This window comes from Streptomyces marokkonensis (assembly GCF_039539045.1).
GTDB lineage: Bacteria > Actinomycetota > Actinomycetes > Streptomycetales > Streptomycetaceae > Streptomyces > Streptomyces marokkonensis.
Window position 1 is genome coordinate 1 of sequence record NZ_BAABCQ010000024.1, and the last position, 18,261, is coordinate 18,261.

At 68.9% G+C, this 18,261-nt stretch carries 15 protein-coding genes and 1 pseudogene; 11 read left to right on the forward strand and 5 right to left on the reverse strand.

The window, feature by feature from the left end; translation table 11 throughout:
* Positions 1-71: 71 nt before the first annotated feature.
* The 6 genes from dnaK (at position 72) to ABEA26_RS08680 (ending at position 6,861) form a co-directional block, all read left to right on the forward strand.
* Positions 72-1,931 (forward strand): molecular chaperone DnaK, encoded by a 1,860-nt coding sequence (gene dnaK, locus ABEA26_RS08655; RefSeq protein ID WP_345590723.1) that lies wholly within the window; start codon positions 72-74, stop codon positions 1,929-1,931.
* A complete protein-coding gene (grpE, locus tag ABEA26_RS08660; RefSeq protein ID WP_345590725.1) occupies positions 1,928-2,674 on the forward strand; it encodes a nucleotide exchange factor GrpE in 747 nt (248 codons plus the stop codon). The genes dnaK and grpE overlap by 4 nt, the downstream gene beginning before the upstream one ends.
* A 33-nt stretch (positions 2,675-2,707) precedes the next feature.
* Positions 2,708-3,913 (forward strand): molecular chaperone DnaJ, encoded by a 1,206-nt coding sequence (gene dnaJ, locus ABEA26_RS08665; RefSeq protein ID WP_345590726.1) that lies wholly within the window; start codon positions 2,708-2,710, stop codon positions 3,911-3,913.
* A gap of 5 nt (positions 3,914-3,918) precedes the next feature.
* Positions 3,919-4,374: a heat shock protein transcriptional repressor HspR gene (locus ABEA26_RS08670; RefSeq protein WP_345590728.1), complete on the forward strand. Its 456-nt coding sequence runs from the start codon at positions 3,919-3,921 to the stop codon at positions 4,372-4,374.
* 174 nt (positions 4,375-4,548) lie between these two features.
* On the forward strand, positions 4,549-5,667 hold the full coding sequence (locus ABEA26_RS08675; protein WP_345590730.1) for a sugar ABC transporter substrate-binding protein: 1,119 nt from the start codon (positions 4,549-4,551) through the stop codon (positions 5,665-5,667).
* 150 nt (positions 5,668-5,817) lie between these two features.
* Positions 5,818-6,861 (forward strand): helix-turn-helix transcriptional regulator, encoded by a 1,044-nt coding sequence (locus tag ABEA26_RS08680; protein ID WP_345590731.1) that lies wholly within the window; start codon positions 5,818-5,820, stop codon positions 6,859-6,861.
* Here the strand turns inward: ABEA26_RS08680 and ABEA26_RS08685 are convergent.
* Complete coding sequence (locus ABEA26_RS08685; protein WP_345590733.1) at positions 6,824-7,807, reverse strand: helix-turn-helix transcriptional regulator; 984 nt, start codon at positions 7,805-7,807, stop codon at positions 6,824-6,826. The two genes, ABEA26_RS08680 and ABEA26_RS08685, sit on opposite strands and share 38 nt — an antisense overlap.
* The gene (locus ABEA26_RS08690; protein ID WP_345590735.1) at positions 7,804-8,841 is read right to left on the reverse strand and encodes a helix-turn-helix transcriptional regulator; all 1,038 of its coding nucleotides are present in this window, start codon (positions 8,839-8,841) and stop codon (positions 7,804-7,806) included. The genes ABEA26_RS08685 and ABEA26_RS08690 overlap by 4 nt, the downstream gene beginning before the upstream one ends.
* Before the next feature lie 277 nt (positions 8,842-9,118).
* Between ABEA26_RS08690 and ABEA26_RS08695 the strand changes: the two genes are divergently transcribed.
* Both ABEA26_RS08695 and clpB read left to right on the forward strand, forming a co-directional pair.
* Positions 9,119-9,454: a hypothetical protein gene (locus ABEA26_RS08695; RefSeq protein ID WP_279566063.1), complete on the forward strand. Its 336-nt coding sequence runs from the start codon at positions 9,119-9,121 to the stop codon at positions 9,452-9,454.
* A 319-nt stretch (positions 9,455-9,773) separates the two neighbouring features.
* Entirely contained in the window at positions 9,774-12,371 is a 2,598-nt protein-coding gene (gene clpB / locus ABEA26_RS08700; RefSeq protein ID WP_345590737.1) for an ATP-dependent chaperone ClpB, read from the forward strand.
* A gap of 53 nt (positions 12,372-12,424) precedes the next feature.
* Here clpB and ABEA26_RS08705 read toward each other — a convergent pair whose 3' ends face one another.
* Complete coding sequence (locus tag ABEA26_RS08705) at positions 12,425-12,955, reverse strand: hypothetical protein (protein WP_345590739.1); 531 nt, start codon at positions 12,953-12,955, stop codon at positions 12,425-12,427.
* 137 nt (positions 12,956-13,092) lie between these two features.
* Between ABEA26_RS08705 and ABEA26_RS08710 the strand changes: the two genes are divergently transcribed.
* Positions 13,093-13,629 (forward strand): YbjN domain-containing protein, encoded by a 537-nt coding sequence (locus tag ABEA26_RS08710; protein WP_279566060.1) that lies wholly within the window; start codon positions 13,093-13,095, stop codon positions 13,627-13,629.
* A 120-nt stretch (positions 13,630-13,749) separates the two neighbouring features.
* Here the strand turns inward: ABEA26_RS08710 and ABEA26_RS08715 are convergent.
* Positions 13,750-13,977 (reverse strand): annotated as a pseudogene (locus ABEA26_RS08715) (aminotransferase); the annotation flags it as partial.
* Between the two features lie 53 nt (positions 13,978-14,030).
* Between ABEA26_RS08715 and ABEA26_RS08720 the strand changes: the two are divergent.
* Positions 14,031-14,405: a Uma2 family endonuclease gene (locus tag ABEA26_RS08720; RefSeq protein ID WP_345590813.1), complete on the forward strand. Its 375-nt coding sequence runs from the start codon at positions 14,031-14,033 to the stop codon at positions 14,403-14,405.
* Between the two features lie 107 nt (positions 14,406-14,512).
* On the opposite strand, the gene ABEA26_RS08725 is transcribed toward ABEA26_RS08720, so the two are convergent.
* Positions 14,513-15,718, reverse strand: coding sequence for a pyridoxal phosphate-dependent aminotransferase (locus tag ABEA26_RS08725; RefSeq protein ID WP_345590741.1), 1,206 nt, complete (start codon positions 15,716-15,718; stop codon positions 14,513-14,515).
* Between the two features lie 1,146 nt (positions 15,719-16,864).
* Here ABEA26_RS08725 and ABEA26_RS08730 point away from each other — a divergent pair.
* A complete protein-coding gene (locus ABEA26_RS08730) occupies positions 16,865-18,202 on the forward strand; it encodes an MFS transporter (RefSeq protein ID WP_345590743.1) in 1,338 nt (445 codons plus the stop codon).
* The last annotated feature ends 59 nt before the right edge of the window (positions 18,203-18,261 follow it).

Here is an 18,261-nt window from a genome sequence, read left to right on the forward strand (position 1 = left end):
CTGTTGACCCCGCGGCGGGCGTCGTGCACACTTGAGCCTGTTCCACTCAAGTCAGCTGGAGGTTATTCACCATGGCACGTGCGGTCGGCATCGACCTGGGCACGACTAACTCCGTCGTCAGCGTTCTGGAGGGCGGCGAGCCCACCGTCATCACCAACGCCGAGGGCGCCAGGACCACGCCGTCCGTCGTCGCCTTCGCCAAGAACGGCGAGGTGCTGGTCGGCGAGGTGGCCAAGCGCCAGGCGGTCACGAACGTCGACAGGACCATCCGGTCGGTCAAGCGCCACATGGGCACCGACTGGAAGGTCAACCTGGACGGCAAGGACTTCAACCCGCAGCAGATCAGCGCCTTCGTGCTGCAGAAGCTGAAGCGGGACGCCGAGTCCTACCTGGGCGAGAAGGTGACCGACGCGGTCATCACCGTCCCGGCGTACTTCAACGACGCCGAGCGCCAGGCCACCAAGGAGGCCGGTGAGATCGCGGGCCTCAACGTCCTGCGTATCGTCAACGAGCCGACCGCCGCCGCGCTGGCGTACGGCCTGGACAAGGACGAGCAGGTCATCCTGGTCTTCGACCTCGGTGGCGGTACGTTCGACGTCTCGCTGCTGGAGATCGGCGACGGTGTCGTCGAGGTGAAGGCCACCAACGGTGACAACAACCTCGGTGGTGACGACTGGGACCAGCGCGTCGTCGACTACCTGGTCAAGCAGTTCCAGTCGGGCCACGGCGTGGACCTCGGCAAGGACAAGATGGCCCTCCAGCGCCTGCGCGAGGCCGCCGAGAAGGCCAAGATCGAGCTGTCCTCGTCCACCGAGACCTCGATCAACCTGCCCTACATCACGGCGTCCGCCGAGGGCCCGCTGCACCTGGACGAGAAGCTCACCCGGGCCCAGTTCCAGCAGCTGACGTCCGACCTGCTGGAGCGCTGCAAGACGCCGTTCCACAACGTCATCAAGGACGCCGGCATCCAGCTGTCCGAGATCGACCACGTCGTTCTCGTCGGTGGCTCCACCCGGATGCCCGCCGTCGCGGAGCTCGTCAAGGAGCTGACCGGCGGCAAGGACGCCAACAAGGGCGTCAACCCGGACGAGGTCGTCGCCATCGGCGCCGCCCTGCAGGCCGGTGTCCTCAAGGGCGAGGTCAAGGACGTCCTGCTCCTCGACGTCACCCCGCTGTCCCTCGGTATCGAGACCAAGGGCGGCATCATGACCAAGCTGATCGAGCGGAACACGACGATCCCGACGAAGCGTTCGGAGATCTTCACCACCGCCGAGGACAACCAGCCCTCCGTGCAGATCCAGGTCTACCAGGGCGAGCGCGAGATCGCGGCGTACAACAAGAAGCTCGGTATGTTCGAGCTGACCGGTCTGCCGCCGGCGCCCCGCGGCGTCCCGCAGATCGAGGTCGCCTTCGACATCGACGCCAACGGCATCATGCACGTCACGGCGAAGGATCTCGGCACCGGCAAGGAGCAGAAGATGACCGTCACCGGCGGCTCCTCGCTGCCGAAGGACGAGGTCGACCGGATGCGCCAGGAGGCCGAGAAGTACGCGGAGGAGGACCACGCCCGCCGCGAGGCCGCCGAGTCCCGCAACCAGGGCGAGCAGCTCGTCTACCAGACCGAGAAGTTCCTCAAGGACAACGAGGACAAGGTCCCGGGCGAGGTGAAGACCGAGGTCGAGTCCGCCGTCGCCGAGCTGAAGGAGAAGCTCAAGGGCGAGGACAGCGCCGAGATCCGCACCGCCACGGAGAAGGTCGCCGCCGTCTCGCAGAAGCTGGGCCAGGCCATGTACGCCGACGCCCAGGGCGCGCAGGCCGCCGGTGGCGAGGCTCCGGGCGCGGGCGCGGGTGCCCCCGGTGACAAGGGTGGCGACGACGACGTCGTCGACGCCGAGATCGTGGACGACGAGCGCAAGGACGGTGCCGCGTGACGGAGGAGACCCCGGGTTTTGAAGAGAAGCCCGACGTCCCTTCCGGCGCCACTCCTGACGACGCCGAGCCGCAGGCCGCCGCCTCCGAAGAGGGGGCGGCCCCGGCCGGGGACGCGAACGAGAACGCGGGCCTGGTGGCCCAGCTGGACCAGGTACGCACCGCGCTGAACGAGCGCACGGCGGACCTCCAGCGACTCCAGGCCGAGTACCAGAACTACCGCCGCCGGGTCGAGCGGGACCGCGTAGCGGTCAAGGAGGTCGCTGTCGCGAACCTCCTGTCCGAGCTGCTTCCCGTACTCGACGACATCGGTCGCGCCCGGGACCACGGCGAACTCGTGGGCGGCTTCAAGTCGGTCGCGGAGTCGCTGGAGGCGGTCATCGCCAAGATGGGCCTCCAGCAGTTCGGCAAGGAGGGCGAGCCCTTCGACCCGACGATCCACGAGGCCCTGATGCACTCCTACGCGCCGGACGTCACGGAGACGACGTGCGTGGCGATTCTGCAGCCCGGGTACCGGATCGGCGAGCGCACCATCCGCCCCGCGCGGGTGGCGGTCGCCGAGCCGCAGCCGGGCGCGCAGCCGGGCAAACCGGCCGAGGAGAGCACCGAGGCACAGGCCGACTCCACGGAGAACGCCGCGAACGGCGGAGGCACTGCTGACGCCGAGGACGCCGGGAACGCCGGGAACGCCGGGAACGCCGGGTCCGCCGGGAACAAGGAGAGCGGTGGCCCGGAGGAGGGCTGAGCTCGAAGTGACGAGAGAGGAGGGACGTCGGGGATGAGCACCAAGGACTTCATCGAGAAGGACTACTACAAGGTCCTCGGCGTCCCCAAGGACGCCACCGAGGCCGAGATCAAGAAGGCGTACCGGAAGCTCGCCCGCGAGTACCACCCGGACGCCAACAAGGGGAATGCCAGGGCGGAGGAGCGCTTCAAGGAGATCTCCGAGGCCAACGACATCCTCGGTGACCCCAAGAAGCGCAAGGAGTACGACGAGGCCCGCAGCCTTTTCGGCAACGGCGGTTTCCGTCCGGGGCCGGGCGCGGGCGGCGGCGGCACCTTCAACTTCGACCTGGGCGACCTCTTCGGAGGCGGCGCCCAGGGCGGGGGCGGGGGCCAGAGCGGGGCCGGCGGCTTCGGCGGCGGGCTCGGTGATGTCTTCGGGGGCCTGTTCAACCGCACCGGAGCCGGCGGCGCCGGCACCGGCACGCGGACCCAGCCGCGGCGCGGCCAGGACATCGAGTCCGAGGTCACCCTGAGCTTCATGGAGGCCATCGAGGGCGCGACGGTCCCGCTGCGGATGTCCTCGCAGTCACCCTGCAAGGCCTGTTCGGGCACCGGCGACAAGAACGGCACACCGCGCGTGTGCCCGACCTGCGTCGGTACCGGTCAGGTCGCCCGGGGCTCGGGAGGTGGCTTCTCGCTCACCGACCCGTGCCCGGACTGCAAGGGCCGCGGTCTGATCGCGGAGGACCCCTGCGACGTCTGCAAGGGTTCCGGACGCGCCAAGTCCTCCCGGACCATGCAGGTCCGCATCCCGGCAGGAGTGTCGGACGGTCAGCGCATCCGGCTGCGCGGCAAGGGCACGCCGGGCGAGCGTGGCGGCCCGGCGGGTGACCTGTACGTGGTCGTGCACGTCAAGGACCACCCGGTGTTCGGCCGCAAGGGCGACAACCTCACCGTCACGGTCCCGGTCACCTACGCCGAGGCCGCCCTGGGCGGCGAGGTCCGGGTCCCGACCCTGGGCGGCCCGCCCGTCACGCTGAAGCTGCCGGCGGGCACACCGGGCGGGCGCACCATGCGCGCCCGGGGCAAGGGAGCGGTCCGTAAGGACGGCACCCGCGGTGACCTTCTGGTCACCGTGGAGGTGAGTGTTCCGAAGGACTTGTCGGGGAAGGCTCGTGATGCGCTGGAGGCGTATCGCGAGGCGACCGCGGACGAGGATCCGCGGGCGGAGCTGTTCCAGGCCGCGAAGGGAGCATGACGGAGATGGACGGTCGTCGACGCAATCCGTATGAACTGACCGAGGACACCCCGGTCTACGTCATCTCGGTGGCGGCCCAGCTCTCCGGCCTGCACCCGCAGACCCTGCGCCAGTACGACCGTCTCGGCCTGGTCTCCCCGGACCGCACGGCCGGCCGCGGTCGGCGCTACTCGGCCCGCGACATCGACCTGCTCCGTACGGTGCAGCAGTTGTCGCAGGACGAGGGCATCAACCTGGCCGGAATCAAGCGCATCATCGAACTGGAGAACCAGGTCGCCGCGCTCCAGGCCCGCATGGCGGAGCTGCAGGACGCCCTCGACGGCGCGGCGACGGCGATGCGCCAGCGCGAGGCGGCGGTGCACGCGTCCTACCGCCGCGACCTGGTCCCGTACCAAGAGGTACAGCAGACCAGCGCCCTGGTGGTGTGGCGGCCGAAGCGGCGCGGTCAGTCCCCGGACTGACCGCTCCCACAAGGCAGAACGGCGACGACAGGCCCGGAGGTTCGACCGAACCTCCGGGCCTGTTCGCAACGTTGCTGTCTCATTGGTCTAGTACTTCTTGACGATTTAGTGAAGACAGCGTTGGCTTCCTTCACCTGGGTCACCACAACGCCCGTGTGTCGGAAGGTAAGTGCAGTGAACAGCCGTGCCCGTCGTATCGCCATATCCGTGGCCGCTTCCATGATGGCCCTTTCGCTGTCCGCCTGTGGCGTGCTGGGCGCGTCGGAGACCAGTGACGAGGCGAGTCCGACCAAGGGCGACGACATCACCGTGGGCCTGCTGCTTCCGGAGAAGGAGAACACGCGGTACGAGCACTTCGACTACCCCTTCTTCAAGGCGAAGGTCGCCGAGCTCACGCGCGAGCAGGGCGACGTCAAGTACGCCAACGCCGAGGGGAAGGCCGCGAAGCAGGCCGCCCAGATGCAGCAGATGATCGACGAGAAGGTCGATGTGATCGTCCTGGACGCGGTCGACGCGAAGTCCATCGGTACCAGTGTGGAGAGGGCCGACGACGCGGGCATCCCGGTCATCGCCTACGACCGGCTGGCCGAGGGCCCGGTCGACGCGTACATCTCCTTCGACAACGAGCTGGTCGGCGAGGTCCAGGGCCGCTCCCTCGTCGAGGCGCTCGGCGGCGACGCGGACAGCTCCGACAAGATCGTCATGATGAACGGCGCGTCCACCGACCCGAACGCCAAGCAGTTCAAGGCGGGTGCGATGGCCGAGCTGAACGGCAAGGTGACGATCGCCCAGTCCTTCGACACCAAGGACTGGAAGGCGCAGAACGCCGAAGCCAACATGATCGAGGCGATCGAGAAGATCGGCCTGAAGAACATCGCGGGCGTCTACTCCGCCAACGACAGCATGGCGGGCGGCGTCATCAAGGCCCTGGAGGACGCGGGCGTCACCGACCTGCCGCCGATCACCGGCCAGGACGCGGAACTCACGGCGGTGCAGCGGATCGTCACCGGCGAGCAGTACATGAGCGTGTACAAGTCCTACCCGCAGCAGGCCGAGAGCGCCGCGGAGATGGCCGTGGCGCGGATCCAGGGCCGGGACATCCAGTTCGACGCGCTCGCCCACGACAAGGTCGACAGCCCCACGCACAAGGGCATCCCCGCACAGCTCGTCCCGGTCGTCGCCCTGACCCAGGACAACATCGAGGAGACCGTCATCGCCGACGGCTTCTATAAGGTCTCCGACATCTGCACCGCCAAGTACGCGGAGGAATGCGCGGAGATCGGGCTGAAGTAGTCCCCGACCGGCCCGACAGGTCACCCCTGGCATACCGGTGGTAACCGGTGTTTTCCGGCCGCTGTCCCGTGCGGAGCCGTGTTGCGGACCCGGTCCCGGCCGCGCATAGTTGCGCTGCGGAAAGAGCCGGAACCGGGGGTGGGATGGGTGATGGCCGGGCACGGGGCGGATGAGCATCCACACGGTGCCGACCGGCTGTGCGCTGCCGGGGACCGCGTGTACTCCCGGGCCGTACGACGCGGCCGGTTGCAGCGCCGGGACGCCGAGCCGGTCCCCTGCCTCCTGGAACTGGCTCTGTTGCACCCGGACCCCGACGACATGGACTGGCTGGTGCCGACCTCCCCGCAGGAGGTCATGACCCGCCTGCTGCGCGGGGTCCACGACGAGGTCAGCGCCAGTCAGCGGCGGGTGGGCTCCGCGGTGGAGGCCTTCGAGTGGTACGCGGGCCTCGGCCGGCAGATCCAGACGTCGGCCGGTGCCGAGGGGACGGCGATCCGGGTCCTCGACGGCCTGGCCCGCATCCAGGCGGCGATGGACGAGGCGACACAGGCGTGCACGACGGAGGTGCTCACCGTCCAGCCCGGCGGCATCCGGCGGGAGGCCGAACTGTCGGAAGGGCTGCACCGGGCGCTGGCGCTGCGCGGGCGCGGGGTGCGGATGCGGGACCTGTACACGCACGTCGCCCGGCACGGGCAGGGCCTGCTCAACTACCTGGAGCTGATGGGCGACACGGTGGAGGCCCGCACCCTCGACGAGGTCGTCGACCGCCTCATCCTCTTCGACCGCACGGTGGCCTTCATCCCCGCCAACAACGAGCGCACGATGGCCCTGGAGCTGCGCCACCCCGCACTGGTCGCCTACCTGGGCACCGTCTTCGAGCGCCTGTGGCGCCTGGCGATCCCCCTGACCGCCCCACTCCCCGACACCGGCATCGAGGGCATCTCCCACCGCGAGCAGTCCATCGCGGCACTCCTGGCGGAGGGCCACCAGGACGCGGTGATCGCGGAGCGCCTGGGGATAAGCGTCCGCACGGCCCGCGCCCACATCGCTCGCCTCTCGGAGACCCTGGGCGCGACCAGTCGCACGCAGTTGGGGGTACGCATCGCCCATGCGGGCCTGGACGGCTCCCCGCGCGGCACGGCGCCGGCCGCCCCCGTCAGTGTTCCTGGTCCAGAATCCCCGACCGCCCGATGAGGTAGCCGAGCTGTGCCCGGCTCTCGCTGCCGAGGGTGGCGGCGAGTTTGGCGATGTGGACGCGGGCGGTACGGACGTTCATGCCGAGGCGGTCGGCTATGTCGGTGTCGGTGTGTCCTTCGACGAGGAGGGCGGCGATGGCACGTTGACGGGGGGTGATGCCGTTGAGGGTGGGTCGGCGGACGGCTTGGGGGTGCATGGGGGTGGCCAGGTGCCAGAGCCGGTCGAAGGTGTTGATGAAGTAGGCGATCAGGGCGGGGTGGCGTACTTCGAGGGCGAGGGTGCGGTCGGCGCTGGCGGGGATGAAGGCGACGGTGCGGTCCACGATGATGAGGCGTTCGGTCACTTCGTCGAGGGTGCGGGCTTCCACGTCGCCTGTCAGGCGCTCGTAACGGGCGCGTGCGTACGGGGCGTGACGGATGGTGTGCTGATAGAGAGCGCGCATGCGAGCGCCACGGTCGAGAAAGGCCTGGTCCCGCTTGATGGCTCCTGCGAGGATGTCAGGGCGCCTGGTGACCTTCGAATCGTGGGGCTGAATCGCCAGCAACTCCTGCCTGCCCTCGGCCATGGCGTCCTCGATGGCCTGTCCGGTCCGCTCCTTGCTACTGAGGATTCTGAGTGCCGGAGTGTCCTCGCTCGCCGCCGCACGCGTGCCTAGGCGCATGAGGGGTTCGAAGACATCCGCCAGGTGTTCACCACGCCGTCGCTCACGGGCTATGCGGTCTTCCGACGTGCGCAGCAGTCGTTGCAGGGCGACGGTCGGTGCGGTCGGCTCCAGCCGGTCCAGGTCGTCGATGACTGGGTGCAGGAGACCGATGTCGATCAGACAGGGCGCCGTCGCTGCCGTGGTGCTGGGCACACCGCCTTCACGCAGTGCGCGGGAGTACAGCTCGAGACCCGTCTCGCACAGTGCCTCGTCTCCGTGCCGGTGCGTCCCGTCAGTCATGCGTGGCTTTCCCCCCCGAGATCCCGGTGCGCCTGCTCGAGGATCCCTGACTGGGCTATGAGGTAGCCGAGCTGGGCGCGGCTTCCGCTTCCCAGGGCTGTCGCCAGTTTTGCGATGTGCGCCCGGCAGGTGCGGACGTTCATGCCGAGGCGGCGGGCGATGGCTTCGTCGACGTGGCCCTCCACGAGGAGCTTGGCGATGGAGTGCTGGATGTCGGTGATGCCGTCGGGGGCGGTCTCATACGGCGTTCCGGTCTTGAGCGGCACCGCGCGTGACCACATGAACTCGAAGACCTTGATCAGATACTGGACAAGACCGGGGTGGCGCAGTTCCAGGGCGACTTGCCGGTCCTCTCTTGTCGGGATGAAGGCCACGGTCTCGTCGCAGATGATGAGCCGCTCCACCAGTTCATCGATCGTGCGTACCTCGACCTTGCCGTTGGCGATCTGGTCCACGTAGGCCAAGGTCTCGGGGCTGTGTCGGGCGGTATGTTGGTACAGCGTCCGCAATCGCACTCCGCGCTCGATCAGCGGTCTGTCGCGCTCGAGCCCCTTCAAGAGGTTGCTCTCCAGCCGACGGCCACCGGGCTGCACGGCGAGTACCTCGGTCTGGCACTCGGAGGTTGCGAGGTTGAGCGCCGAGTTGATCCGGTCCCTGCCCTCCAGCACAGTGATGGCGTGGGCGGACGCGTTGCTCTGGGTGCTCGCGGCCATGAACGGCTCGAAGACGTCAGCCAGTTGGACGGAGAGGCGCCTGCGCTCCGTGATCTCCCGTTCAATCGGATGAAGACGCTGTGCGAGGGCGACCGTCGGAGGCACGGGGCGCAGCCAGGTGGCGTCGTCGGGATCAGGGTGGAGCAGGGCGAATTCCATCAGGCAGGGGGCCGACTCGATGTCCGCACGAGCGACACGACCGGCACGTAGGGCACCGACGTATATTCGGCTGCCTTCGTCACACAGTTCGGTTATGGCATGGGGATGTGCCGTCTGTGTCTCGTTTGTCCCCAATTGTCCACCCCCCAGGGTCCTGAACATGCAGGAACATGATGCACCGATTGTGTGGCCATGACGTGCCTGAATGAGCCATCGTCTTATCTGACGGGGGAAGAGGAGACCATCGAGTGAGGACGAAGCCGACTATGAGTAAGAGAATGCTTCGCTCGGTACTTGCCGCTGCTCTTTCCGCCGTCGTGGTGTTTGGGGCCGCGAGCGGCCTGGCCGGCGAGTCCAGTGATGTCCAGGCGGGTACCGAGTCGATCCGAGTGGTCGTTGGCGGAGATCACACCGACGACACCTCCTGGAACTGATCGCGATGACGACGCCACCCGACGACCGCTCCTTCCGGCGCGAGATGGCCACCGCCTATCGCTCCGGCTGGCACTTCATCGACCTGGTCACCGCGATTCCCCACTCCGGTGACTCCCTGATGGTGACCGTCTTCGGTGAGCCGGTCGTCGTCACGCTGGACGAGGACGGCGACGTGCGCGCCTACCGGTGTCTGCGGCGGCCTCGGGGGGCGCCGCAGCCCGTGCGGTGTGCCATCCGGTACGGAATGATCTTTGTGAACCTGGACCAGCGGGACCACCGGCTCGCGCAGCCGGAGATCCCCGAAGTGAGGACCATCTCAGCCACCCCCCGCAGTGCCTGACGCGATTCCCCCGTCGCAACAGATCGCTCAGGTGCTTCCCCCCGGCAGCGGCGTCACCGTGACCTGAACACGGTGACGCCGCTGTCGTTTGCGGTGACATTTCGGAGTACCTCCCTGTACCTCCCTGTCGCCGACCTGGCTGGAAATCTTCTCGCGCCGTGTGGGCACTCGCGGAGGGGAAGCCGGTGATCGTACGGAGGGGGCACAACCCGCGGCTCTTCCTTGAGCGGAATAGGCTCAACTTTGTGTACGTTGTCCGAGTCAGCACTGGGAGACACGGCCGACCGCCGACGGCCGACGCGAGGAGGGAAGCCAGAACGTGGACGCCGAGCTGACCAACCGGAGCCGGGACGCGATCAACGCGGCCAGCAACCGGGCCGTGACCGAGGGGAACGCCGACCTCACCCCCGCCCACCTGCTCCTGGCCCTGCTTCAGGGGCAGGACAACGAGAACATCACCGATCTGCTCGCCGCCGTGGAGGCCGACCTCGCCGCCGTGCGCTCCGGCGCCGAGCGCATCGTCGCCGGCCTGCCCAGCGTGACCGGGTCCACGGTCGCGCCGCCGCAGCCCAGTCGTGAGATGCTCGCCGTGGTCGCCGACGCCCAGGCCCGCGCCAAGGATCTCGGGGACGAGTACCTCTCCACCGAGCACCTGCTCCTCGGCATCGCCGCGAAGGGCGGCGCGGCCGGTGAGGTACTGGAGGGGCAGGGTGCCAGTGCGAAGAAGCTGCAAGAGGCCTTCCGCAAGGCCAGGGGAGGGCGTCGAGTGACCACCGCCGACCCCGAGGGTCAGTACAAGGCGCTGGAGAAGTTCGGCACCGACTTCACCGCCGCCGCCCGAGAGGGCAAGCTCGATCCCGTCATCGGGCGGGACCAGGAGATCCGGCGCGTCGTGCAGGTGCTGTCCCGCCGCACCAAGAACAACCCCGTCCTCATCGGCGAGCCCGGCGTCGGCAAGACCGCCGTCGTCGAGGGGCTCGCCCAGCGCATCGTCAAGGGGGACGTGCCCGAGTCCCTCAAGAACAAGCGGCTGGTCGCGCTCGACCTCGGCGCGATGGTCGCCGGGGCCAAGTACCGCGGCGAGTTCGAGGAGCGGCTGAAGACCGTCCTCGCCGAGATCAAGGACTCCGACGGGCAGATCGTCACCTTCATCGACGAGCTGCACACCGTCGTGGGGGCCGGGGCCGGCGGCGACTCCGCCATGGACGCCGGGAACATGCTCAAGCCCATGCTCGCGCGCGGTGAGCTGCGCATGGTCGGCGCGACCACGCTCGACGAGTACCGGGAGCGGATCGAGAAGGACCCGGCGCTGGAGCGGCGCTTCCAGCAGGTGCTGGTCGCCGAGCCGACCGTCGAGGACTCGATCGCCATCCTGCGCGGGCTCAAGGGGCGGTACGAGGCGCACCACAAGGTGCAGATCGCGGACAGCGCGCTGGTGGCCGCCGCCACCCTGTCCGACCGGTACATCACCTCCCGCTTCCTGCCCGACAAGGCCATCGACCTCGTCGACGAGGCCGCCTCGCGGCTGCGCATGGAGATCGACTCGTCGCCCGTCGAGATCGACGAACTCCAGCGCGCCGTCGACCGGCTCAAGATGGAGGAGCTGGCGATCGGCAGGGAGACCGACGCCGCGTCGCTCGAACGCCTGGAGCGACTGCGCCGCGACCTCGCCGACAAGGAGGAGGAACTGCGCGGCCTCACCGCCCGCTGGGAGAAGGAGAAGCAGTCCCTCAACCGCGTCGGCGAGCTGAAGGAGAAGCTCGACGATCTGCGGGGACAGGCCGAACGCGCCCAGCGCGACGGCGACTTCGACACCGCCTCCAAGCTGCTGTACGGCGAGATCCCGACCCTGGAGCGCGACCTGGAGGCCGCCTCGGAGGCCGAGGAGGAGGTCGCGAAGGACACCATGGTCAAGGAGGAGGTCGGCGCCGACGACATCGCGGACGTCGTCGCCTCCTGGACCGGTATCCCCGCCGGGCGGCTGCTGGAGGGGGAGACGCAGAAGCTGCTGCGGATGGAGGACGAGCTGGGCAAGCGGCTCATCGGGCAGAAGGAGGCCGTGGGGGCGGTCTCCGACGCCGTGCGCCGCAGTCGTGCCGGGATCGCCGACCCGGACCGGCCCACCGGGTCCTTCCTCTTCCTCGGCCCCACCGGCGTCGGCAAGACCGAGCTGGCCAAGGCGCTCGCCGACTTCCTCTTCGACGACGAGCGGGCCATGGTCCGCATCGACATGTCGGAGTACAGCGAGAAGCACAGCGTCGCCCGGCTGGTCGGTGCCCCGCCCGGATACGTCGGGTACGAGGAGGGCGGCCAGCTGACCGAGGCCGTGCGGCGGCGGCCGTACACCGTCGTGCTGCTCGACGAGGTCGAGAAGGCGCACCCCGAGGTCTTCGACATCCTGCTCCAGGTACTGGACGACGGACGCCTCACCGACGGTCAGGGCCGCACCGTCGACTTCCGCAACACCATCCTGGTCCTCACCTCCAACCTCGGCAGCCAGTACCTGGTCGACCCGACGACCGGCGAGGCGGAGAAGAAGCAGCGGGTCCTGGAGGTGGTACGGGCCTCCTTCAAGCCGGAGTTCCTCAACCGGCTGGACGACCTGGTCGTCTTCTCGGCGCTGTCGAAGGAGGAGCTGAGCCGGATCGCGCGGCTCCAGATCGGCGCCCTGGCCCGGCGCCTCGCCGAGCGCCGGCTCACGCTGGAGGTCACCGACGAGGCCCTGGACTGGCTGGCGGAGGAGGGCAACGACCCGGCGTACGGGGCCCGGCCGCTGCGCCGCCTCGTCCAGACCGCGATCGGCGACCGGCTCGCCCGGGAGATCCTCTCCGGCGAGATCAAGGACGGCGACACGGTCCGCGTGGACCGTGTCGGCGACGACCTGATCGTGGGGCCGGCGAGCGGCAAGACGCTGTAGCGCCGACTCGATGCCCGGCCCGTCGCCCCCGGTGGGTGGCGGGCCGGCGCGCGTCACGTCGTGAACGCCGCGAACCGCACCAGTGCCGTCCGGGCATCGTCCTCGTACACCACCCGCACCTCCACGGCATGGGCCCGCACACCGTCCGGCAGGCCCCGGGCATGGCCCAGACCCAGACACAGGTCGACGTCGTCCCCCGCGCAGAACTCCGTCTCCGGTGCCGGGGCGTCCGGGTAGGTGTGCGCCGGCCAGACCTGGACACCCGTGCGCGGCATGCGGAAGGACGTGCCGTAGTGAGTGTCCTGGAAGCCGTGGAGTGTGCACTTCCCGACCGGCCGCGCGCCGTCCGGCAAGGTGGCGCCGCCGAACGCGAGCGCCTCGGAGCAGGGCGAGTGGTCGGACTTCCGGCCACCGCCCGGGCCGTTCTCGTCGGACAGGAGGATGCCTACGAACACGAGGAGCAAGGGGAGCAGGACGAGCGCCGGCAGCGTCGCGAGCGCCGCGAAGAGCCACCACCTGGTCCGTCCCCGCGGTACCACTTCGCTGTCCTCGGGCGTCACCACCGCGTTCCGGGTCCGTCTCACGACCCGCCTCCGTCCGCCGTACGTCCACCCGACCGGCCGGATCATGTCAGCCCAGGGCTGACAGGGCCACGGCGGGCTTGCCACGCCCCTCCCCGCATGGGAGAGGATGGCGAGATCCGTACGAAGGGAAATTCACGGTGACCATCGACCCGTCCTCGATTCCGAACTTCGGGGGCAAGCAGCCCGAGCCGCAGTCCCAAGGACCTGCGGGCCCCGTCGTCCCGGATCAGGATCTTGTGAAGCAGCTCCTCGAACAGATGGAGCTGAAGTACGTCGTCGACGACGAGGGTGACCTCGCGGCGCCGTGGGAGCAGTTCCGTACGTACTTCATGTTCCGCGGCGAGGGGGACCAGCAGGTCTTCTCGGTGCGGACGTTCTACGACCGGCCCCACCAGATCGACGAGAAGCCGCAGCTGCTGGAGTCGATCGACGACTGGAACCGGCGCACCCTGTGGCCCAAGGTGTACTCCCACACCCACGACGACGGCACGGTCCGCCTGATCGGCGAGGCCCAGATGCTGATCGGCATGGGCGTCAGCCTGGAGCACTTCGTCTCCTCGACGGTCAGCTGGGTCCGCGCCGCCATCGAGTTCGACCGGTGGCTCGTGGAGCAGCTCGGCCTGGAGCAGGAGGTCAACGAGTCGGACAAGCCGACGGACGAGGACGGCGAATAGTCCGCCCTGCGTGAGGAGAGCCCGGCCGGGCACCGACCCACCGAGGTCGTGTGCCGGGGCCGGGCTCTCGCCGTTCCAGCTCCCGGCACACGCCCCTCCCCCTCCGCTCACCCGCCCAGGCACGCCCGCGCGCTCCGGCAGGGCGCGGCAGAAGGCGAAGCCGTCGCTCTCGCCGAGGGGGCGGATGTCGGTGGTGACGTCCTCGCGGTAGGCGGCGAAGTACCAGTCGGGCAGCGCGAGGGCCTCGGCGACCGCGTACTGGAAGGGCCCGGAGGCCACGTACGTCAGGTACTGCTTGACCGAGGGGACCGCCGTGACCAGTGCCGGCGCGGCGATGATCCGGCCGACTCCTCGTTCGCACACTTGTTCACGGGTCGCGCGGCGACCTGCCCGGACCGTACATCGACTTCCCCGCCGACGAGAACTCCGCTCCCGACCTCGCGATCCTGCGCGAGGAGGCACGCAAGGAGGGCAGGCGCTACAGCTTCGAGGACGTCCTGCTGATCTCCGAGGTCGTCTCGACCTCCTCCGCGCGCAAGGACTACGACGACTGCACCGCCAAGTACGGCCGCTACGGCATCCCGGTCTACCTGGTTGTCGACCCGTACGCGCAGGAAGTCGTCCTCCACACCCAGCCGACCGCCACGGGGTACATCGCGGCACACATCCACAAGTACGGCACGGGCAAGCTCCCCGTCCCCCTGGCCGACGGCCGCACCTTCACCCTCGACCTCGACGAGCTCCCGCGCCCGGAGCCCGAGGCAGACGCCCGCTGACGAAGTGCGAGTGCTCGCCTGCCGAGTTGGTCCGCGCGTTGAGTTGTCTGGCTACGGAAAACCGTTCGCAGCCCACAGAAGAGCGGACAGTGTGGCGAGTTCGAGGCTCAGTCCTTCCACAGCTTGAGTAGTCGATCTGTTGCTGCCTGCAACACATCCGCCCGCTTGCAGAAGGCGAACCGCACGAAGGGCGCGCCCTCCTCCCGGTGGTCGTAGAAGACGGCGTTCGGAATCGCCACCACGCCCGCGCGCTCCGGCAGGGCGCGGCAGAAGGCGAAGCCGTCGCTCTCGCCGAGGGGGCGGATGTCGGTGGTGATGAAATACGTGCCGGCCGGGCGGAAGACTTTGAAACCCGCCCGCTCCAGGCCGCCCGCGAGCAGGTCCCGTTTGGCCAGCATGTCCGCGCGGAAGTCCGCGAAGTACGAGTCGGGCAGGCGCAGGGCCTCGGCCACGGCGTACTGGAAGGGCCCGGAGGCCACGTACGTCAGGTACTGCTTGGCCGAACGGACCGCCGTGACCAGTGCGGGCGCGGCGGTGACCCAGCCGACCTTCCAGCCTGTGAACGAGAACGTCTTGCCGGCCGACCCGATGGTCACCGTGCGCTCGCGCATCCCCGGGAAGGACGCGAGCGGGATGTGCTCGGCCGTGTCGAAGACCAGGTGCTCGTAAACCTCGTCGGTCACCACCAGCAGGTCCCGCTCGACGGCCAGCTCGGCGATCGAGGCCAGTTCGTCGCGGGTCAGGACCGTGCCCGTCGGGTTGTGCGGGGTGTTCAGCAGCAGCAGCCGGGTGCGGTCGGTGATCGCGTCGCGCAGCTCGTCGAGGTCCAGCCGGAAGGCCGCCCGCCCGTCCGTGGTTTCCGGGCGCAGAGTCACCGGTACGCGCGTGCCGCCCGCCATCGCGATGCAGGCCGCGTACGAGTCGTAGTACGGCTCCAGCGCGACGACCTCGTCGCCGGGTTCCAGCAGGGCGAGCAGGGATGCGGCGATGGCCTCCGTGGCTCCGGCGGTGACCAGGACCTCGGTGTCAGGATCGTAGGACAGGCCGTACCGGCGGTGCTGGTGGTCGGAGACGGCGGCGCGCAGCTCGGGAACGCCGGGGCCGGGCGGGTACTGGTTGCCGCGTCCGTCGCGCAGTGCCCGTACGGCGGCCTCCCGGATCTCCTCGGGACCGTCGGTGTCGGGGAAGCCCTGGCCCAGGTTGATCGCCCCGGTCTCTACGGCCAGGGCGGACATCTCGGCGAAGATCGTCGTCCCGAACTCGGCGAGCCGGCGGTTGAGGAAGGGGCGGGCGCTGGAGCTCATGGGGGTCATGGCGGTCATCCTGCGCCGAAGCTCTGGAGTTCCTCAACTCACCTTCGGTCCCGGCCACCTGCGGCGATCTTCCAGAAACCCCCTCTGACCTGGGGGTGGCCGGTCGACGTTTGTCATCGTCGGTCGTCGTCGGCCCCCCTCGCACGGCCCAGGGACGGCCTGGCGGCCTGCACGGGGAGAGGGCCCGGCCTTCGCGAAACCCGTGGTCAGAACGGTCCCGCCGGGCGGCTACCGCTACGGCTTCGGCAGCTCGGTGACGAACGTCCCGATGCCCGGTTGCATTTGAGCCAACCCTGCTGCCCGGAGCTTCCGTGAGGACACGTCGGGCCGTCACCTGCGCGATGCCGAACTCGCCCTGAATCGCGAGGCCGCCGGGAACCCGGCTCCCGACCAGGAGCCGACGTGAACGAGAGTATGCAGGACCAGAACGTCGAGAACAGCCCGGCTGCGGCCACGACGGAACCCATGACCTACGGCTACTGCTCATGGCACCGCGGCTACAGAGGACTGAGGCGGCAACCTCCGCTTCCTTCCTGATGGCATCAACGGCCTCTGTGCTTGTATCCGTGGCAGCCGACGCAAGCAAGTGGGTGTACGTCGACGCTTCCGCCTCATCCCGCTCCGCCTCATCGCGCAATGCCAGGAGTTGGTCAATGGTGTCGACCTGCGTGGCGTACTCCTCGAGAGCCGTGACGCTCTGTTCCAGGACGGCACGGCTCTCCCGCAGGACGGCGGTGCGGCGTGCCAAGACCTCGCCCACCACGGCATTGCCGGTCGCTTCGAACTTCTCATGCCTAACGGCCACACGGGACGTCGCTTGTGCACGACCCGCAATGTCCCAGAGCACCTGCGGCATCTCGGCCTGGTTCCGAACGTTGTCTAGGAGACCTTCACGTTGGGGCGCGGGGGGCATGCCGGCCCGGTGCCCGGCCTTCTGCCACGGGAATCGTCTTTCGCTCCGAGCCTGCGAGGGTTAATCTTCGGGCAGCGAGTGACCCACGAGGAGATGACAGCATGGTCGGTCGTCCGAGCGCGCGTTGACGTTGTAGGCCGTGATCGGCCTGTCATCGCGTGCTGCCCTTGATGTTGCGGCACAGCGAGCCTCCCCCTGTCTGAATCGCAGGCGTACCTGGTGTGCGCCGGGTGATGGGCTTCGTCGTCGGCAACCAAGGGATCTCCGTGCCGCCCACTTCCTTCGCTGTATCCGATTCCAGTCGATCTGTTTCACCAAGTCTGTGGCGGGATCGCGACTTCCGCAGACTCTGGGTGGGGCAGACGGCCTCCCAACTTGGCGAACAGACCACTCTGATCATTCTCCCGCTCCTCGCCGTCCTGACGCTAAACGCCGGCGCCGGCGAGATGGGAGTCCTCCGCGCGGTGGGGCAGGCGCCGATCCTGTTGCTCTCGCTCGTCGTCGGCGCCTGGGTGGACAGGTGGCGGACCCGCACGGTGATGGTGCTGACGGACGCCGGCCGGGCCCTGATACTGGGCGCCGCCGCTGTGGCTGGTCTCCTCGGTTGGCTCGGCCTGCCCGCGCTGCTCGTGGTCGCCTTCGCCGTCGGGGCCCTCTCCGTGTTCTTCGACGTGGCATACCAGGCGTCTCTCGTACGACTGGTGAAACGCGACCAGTTGCTGCAGGGCAACAGCGCGCTCGAGGGCAGCCGGTCCGCTGCACAGATCGGCGGGCCCGCCCTCGGCGGTGCGTTGATTTCACTGCTGTCGGCGCCGATCGCTGCCGCCTCCAGCGCGGTGTTCTTCGCGTTGTCGTTCCTGTCGATCCGACGGATCCGCCGGACCGAATCGATCCCGGAACGCTCAGAACGCCCTCCTCGGGTATGGCGACGGATCCAAGAGGGCCTCCGCTTTGTCGTCGGCGATTCCTCGCTGCGGACCGTGTGTCTGGCCTCGGCTGCCTTCCAGTTCTCCTTCGCGGCGGTGATGACCGTCTATCTGCTCTTCCTGCCGCGGGAACTGCACCTGTCGGGCACCGCAGTCGGGCTGGCGCTCGCGGCGACGGGGCCGGGCGCGCTTGTGGGGTCGATGCTGGCCGCTCGCCTGCCGAGCCGGTTCGGATACGGTGCGGTGCTCGTGACCGCGGCGACGCTCGGGGACGGTGTGTTCCTGTGTGTGCCTGCGCTGCACGGTTCCTCGGCGGTGACGGTTTCCGCGCTCCTGCTGATCAACTTCGTGTTCGGGATCGCCGGCCAATTGGTGAATGTCACGGTCATGGCGGTGCGGCAGGCCGTCACTCCGGATGAGCTGCAGGGCCGAGCGGCCGCGACGATCACGTTTGTCGGCATGGGGACGGCTCCGCTCGGCTCCCTGCTCGGCGGGTTTCTCGCGATCGAGTGGGGGCTGCGCACCAGCCTCTTGGTGATGGCTGCGGGAATGATGTTGTCCCCGGCGCTGATGGCTTTGTCCCCGCTCGCACGCCTGGGACGGGAGCTTCCGGCCGTGCGGGACACGCCGCCGGCGTCTTCTTGACCTGAAGCATTGTTGAGGTTCTAGCGTGTCTCCTACTCGATCGTCCGACGATGGGAGAC